The following is a 4748-nucleotide window of genomic DNA, read 5'->3' on the forward strand; positions in this document are numbered from 1 at the left end:
GGCGCGCTGCGCGCCGCGAGCGATCACCTGGCCGAGAGCGACCAGGGCGCGGCCTCGAAATTCATGCAGGAGGCCGCGAGCGGGCTGGAACAGCTGTCCTCCTCGTTGAAGGAGAAGCCGTTCGGACAGGTGCTTGAAGACGTCCAGTCCTTTGGCCGCCAGAATCCTGGAGCGCTTCTTGCCGGTTCGGTTCTGGCGGGACTGGCGCTTGGCCGTTTCATAAAGGCTTCGCCGCCCGGCACGCGCCTCCCGACGCAGGGCGCGGCCACGCCTGAATATCCCAGCCAAACCGGCATGGGAACGGACGCAGACCGGGATGACCCTCCAGCGAACTGGGGTTCAGACGGCGGCATACCGGGGAAGGCAGCGGAGCTGAAGAAATGAGCATTCAGGACAATCCAAGTCTCGGCACATTGGTTGCCGATCTGGCGCAACAGGTGAGCACGCTCGTGCAAACGGAGGCCAGGCTCCTAAGGGCGGAAATCTCGGAGAGCGCGACCAAGGCCGGCGCGGGCGCCGTCGAGGTGCTGGGCGGCGCGATATGCCTGCTCGCGGCGCTTTTGGTCTTGTTGCAGGCGCTTGTCATCGCCCTGGCTCGCCTTGGTCTGGGTGCAGGATGGTCCGCCTTGCTCGTCGGTGTGGTGGTTGCCGTTCTGGGCGTGATCCTGTTGCGGACGGGCATGGCAAGCATGGCGCCCTCCGAGCTCGCGCCGGACCGTACACAAGAACAGCTCAAGCGTGACGTGAACGTGATCAAGGAACAAGCGAGATGACCGAGAAATCCGCAGCCGAGCTCGAACGCGAGGCGGAAGCCACGCGCGCAAGGGTGGTGGCGACCGCCGACTCCATTCGCGACAAGATGACCCCGGGCCAGCTCTTCGACGAGTTCACGGGGCTTTTCAGGAATGGCACGGGCTCCGACATGCTCCACAACCTGAAGGTCCAGGTTCGGGACAATCCATTACCTCTGACCATGATCGGCGCGGGTCTGGCCTGGCTGATGTTGGGCAGTGGCGCTTCGAGCGCGTCGACTGGCACCGATCGCGTGACGCGGCGCGGTTCCGGGCCCGATCAGGGAGCATTTGGGGCTGGAATGAGTTCGACGGCCTCGAATGCGGCAGGCTCTGTTGGCGAAGCAGCCAGCGGAGCGGCCGCAACCGTCTCGGGAATGGCAGGCGAAGCAGCCGGTGCAGTGTCGGACATGGCAAGCAGCGCTGCGGACAAGCTTGCGAGCTCGGCGGCAGCTACGGCCGACATGGCGACAAGCGCCGGCCGGTCCGCGCACAATCTGCTGCAGGACCAGCCTCTCGCTGCGGCCGCCGTCGGCCTCGCCATCGGAGCTGCGATCGGCGCCATGCTGCCCCACACGGAACTCGAGGACGAGCAATTGGGCGGCTATCGCGAGAAGCTTCGGGACACTGCCGAAGAGACTTTGAAAGAAGGCCTCGACGCCGCAAAGCAAGTTGCGGCCGAAGCCTACCAGACGGCGAGCGACGAAGCCGGACGGCTGGCGTCAAACGAGGGGACGCTGGCCGACAAGGTCGGCGGTGTCGTCAAGGCCACTGCCGACAAGGCCGACGAGTCGGTGCGCGAGAAGCTCTCCGATTCCGATCCGTTCTCGCGGGAATCGTAACCGGAACTCACGTTCAAGGAACAATGCACGCCGCCGGCGGTTCGGGCGGCGTCAGATCGATGGAGATACTACAATGGCTGAATCGCGCGAATGGCTTGTCCAATGGTTGAGGGACGCTCACGCCATGGAGGAACAGGCAGAGACAATGCTGTCGGGGCAATTGAGCCGGATTGAGAGTTACCCTGAGCTCAGCGAGCGAATTCGTTCTCATCTGGAAGAGACGAAAGAGCAGGCAAGGCGGCTGAAGAGTTGCCTGGACGGGCTCGACGAAGGATCGTCCATGCTGAAGGATGCAGGCGGCAAGCTGACTGCCACGGCGCAGTCGATCAGCGGCGTGTTCGCCGGCGACGAAGTCATGAAAGGCTCGCTGGCGAGCTACACTTTCGAACATATGGAAATCGCCTCTTACACGATCCTCATCGCCGCCGCCAATGCCGCGGGCGAGGCCGAGATTGCCCGCGTGTGCGAACAGAACCTGCGTGAGGAGGAAGCGATGGCCGAGTGGCTGAAGAGCAACCTGCCGCAGGTCACAGAACAATTCCTGGCGCGGGCAGACATGGACAGCGACAGCGCGAAACGCTGATTTTGGAAGCAGGAACAATCGGAGGTTCCACAAGTTGGAGCCCAGGTCGGTCCTCCCACCACCGGTCTAGGCTCCGGGCCCACACTGCTTTGCAGCAGGGCGGGCTCGACTCGGTTTGCCGTCCAGGAACATTCCTCGTCGAAAATCATTAGGGTCTCTGCCGTCCTGGAGTTCCCGTGGCGATTTCGAACATCCAACTTGGCTTGCTCGACCTGAATCAGACGAGGCTGGCTCTGGCGTTTGTCGGTCTGCTCGCCGTCGCCGTCCCCGCGCTTGCCGAGCCGCAGACGATGGTGATCGGCTATCTCGGCGAACAGCGCAAACTGCCTCTATCCCTTGGGCCGTTGGACGAGGCCGTCACAGATGATGGTCTGCAAGGCGCCAGACTGGCCATTGCCGACGACGCCGGCACCGGCCGCCTTCTCGGCCAGCAATTTCGGCTGCAAGAAAGGGTTCTCAAGCCGGGCGAAGCACCTGCCGAAGCTGTCAACGCGTTCGCGGCCGCCGGCATCAGCTTCGTCGTTGCCGATCTCGATGCCGCGCAATTGCTGCAGGCGAGCGCAGCGCCCGGTGCCGAGCGTATGATGCTCTTCAACAGCCGCGATCCTGATGACAGCCTGCGTCAGGAGGACTGCCGAAGAAACGTTCTGCACACCATTCCGAGCCGCGCCATGCTGGCCGACGCCCTGGCGCAATACCTGGTCTGGAAAGGCTGGCAGCACTGGTTCCTGCTGACTGGTCCGCATCCCGACGACCTGGCCATGGCGGCGGCCTTTCGGCGGGCAGCGACGCGTTTCGGGGCGCAGATCACCATCGACAAACCTTGGACGTTCCGGCCCGCCAACGGCCGCGCCGACACCGGACATGTCACGCTCCAGACGGAGATCCCTGCTGCAACGCAGGTCGGCGACTATGATGTTCTGGTCGTCGCCGATGAAGCCGACGAGTTCGGCGCTTATCTCGAGGGGCGCACCGCCTTGCCGAGGACGGTGGCCGGGACGCAAGGGCTGGTCGCCACCGGCTGGAGCGCGGTCGACGAAGAATGGGGCGCCACGCAGCTCCAGGACCGCTTTCACAAGCTGGCCGGACGCTGGATGCTGCCCAGCGACTACGCCGCCTGGCTGGCGGTCAGAAGCGTCGGCGAGGCGGCAACGCGGCTGCACAGCCTCGATCCGACTGCGATAGCAAAGTATCTGCGCAGCGACGATTTCCTGCTCGCCGGCTTCAAAGGACAAGGGCTGAGTTTCCGTCCGTGGGACGGGCAGATGCGCCAGCCCATCTTGATCGCGGGCCCCCGGCTGCTCGTTTCCAGTTCGCCACAACCGGGTTTTCTGCATCAGCGCACGCCGCTCGACACTCTGGGCATCGATCTGGAGGAGAGCACATGCAAACGCTGATCGCGCTCGTGCTGGTGTTGGTCCTTGTCCCGCCCGCGGCGGCCGAGACGATTTACGTCTCTAATGAGCAGGACAACACCGTGGCGGTCGTCGATGGGGCGACCATGACACTGCAGGCGGGGATCGATGTCGGCCGGCGCCCGCGCGGCATGGCGCTTTCGGTTGACAAGAAGACGCTGTTCGTTGCCGAAGGCGACGACAACCGCATCGACGTGGTCGATCTCGCGAAGCGGCAGATAGTCGGACAACTGCCTTCTGGCGCCGATCCGGAATTCTTTGTCGTGCACCCGGACGGCAAGCGGCTCTTCGTCGCCAATGAGAACGACAACCAGGTCTCGGTGGTGGATATAGCTGGCGCGAAAATCATTGGCACAGTCGATGTCGGTGTCGAGCCGGAGGGAATGGCGGTCAGCGCCGATGGCCGAACCGTCGCCTGCACGTCGGAGACGACGAGCATGGTCCATCTCATCGACGCCACTACGCTCGAACTCATCGACAATCTGCTCGTCGACACGCGGCCGCGCGCCGCGGCGTTCTCGGTCGACGGCAAGCAATTATGGGTGTCGTCCGAAATCCGAGGCACCGTCACGGTCTTCGACACCGCGACACGCGCTCAAACTGGCAAGATCGAGTTCGAGGTGCCGGGTATCCGGCGTGAGGGCGTGCAAGCGGTCGGCATCGAGATGTCACGCGACGGCGCGGCTGCCTATGTCGCGCTCGGCCCGGCTAACAGGATTGCCGAGGTCGACACGAAGACATTCACGGTCAGGCGCCTCTATCTCGTCGGCCAGCGGCCCTGGCATGTCGCGCTCTCTGACGACCAGAAGCAACTGATCAGCGCGAACGGCAACTCCGGCGATATCTCCTTCATCGACCTGGAGAACCAGGAGGTCGTGAAGTCGCTGCCGGTGGGGCGCGGTCCATGGGGCGTCGTGATCGGCCCATGACCGCCCTGGCGATCGAGAATCTTAGCCACAGCTTCGGAACCCGGCAGGTTCTCCAGAATGTCTCGTTCACTGTTGCTGAAGGCAGAATGTGCATCCTGCTTGGCCGTAACGGCGCCGGAAAGACGACATTGTTCTCGCTGATCACCGGTCTCTACTACGCGCGCACCGGGCTGGTGCGTGTGTTCGAT

Annotated in this window: 6 protein-coding genes and 1 pseudogene; all 7 read left to right on the forward strand. The window is 63.8% G+C overall.

Annotated elements, in window-relative coordinates; genetic code table 11:
* Nucleotides 1-384 (forward strand): annotated as a pseudogene (locus EOA24_RS43365) (hypothetical protein); the annotation flags it as partial.
* Nucleotides 381-773, forward strand: coding sequence for a phage holin family protein (locus tag EOA24_RS27855; RefSeq protein WP_126081302.1), 393 nt, complete (start codon nt 381-383; stop codon nt 771-773). The pseudogene EOA24_RS43365 and the gene EOA24_RS27855, both read left to right, overlap by 4 nt.
* Nucleotides 770-1633: a DUF3618 domain-containing protein gene (locus EOA24_RS27860; RefSeq protein WP_126081303.1), complete on the forward strand. Its 864-nt coding sequence runs from the start codon at nt 770-772 to the stop codon at nt 1631-1633. Before EOA24_RS27855 ends, EOA24_RS27860 begins: the two co-directional genes overlap by 4 nt.
* A gap of 73 nt (nt 1634-1706) precedes the next feature.
* The gene (locus EOA24_RS27865) at nt 1707-2216 is read left to right on the forward strand and encodes a DUF892 family protein (RefSeq protein WP_126081304.1); all 510 of its coding nucleotides are present in this window, start codon (nt 1707-1709) and stop codon (nt 2214-2216) included.
* A 176-nt stretch (nt 2217-2392) separates the two neighbouring features.
* Nucleotides 2393-3613, forward strand: a complete 1221-nt coding sequence (locus EOA24_RS27870; RefSeq protein WP_126081305.1) for an ABC transporter substrate-binding protein — start codon at nt 2393-2395, stop codon at nt 3611-3613.
* Entirely contained in the window at nt 3601-4560 is a 960-nt protein-coding gene (locus EOA24_RS27875; protein ID WP_126081306.1) for a PQQ-dependent catabolism-associated beta-propeller protein, read from the forward strand. Before EOA24_RS27870 ends, EOA24_RS27875 begins: the two co-directional genes overlap by 13 nt.
* Nucleotides 4557-4748, forward strand: a 192-nt coding sequence (locus EOA24_RS27880) for an ATP-binding cassette domain-containing protein (RefSeq protein WP_127410283.1), incomplete at its 3' end; no start/stop codon positions are given. The genes EOA24_RS27875 and EOA24_RS27880, both read left to right, overlap by 4 nt.

It is taken from the genome of Mesorhizobium sp. M2A.F.Ca.ET.039.01.1.1, from assembly GCF_003998035.1.
GTDB lineage: Bacteria > Pseudomonadota > Alphaproteobacteria > Rhizobiales > Rhizobiaceae > Mesorhizobium.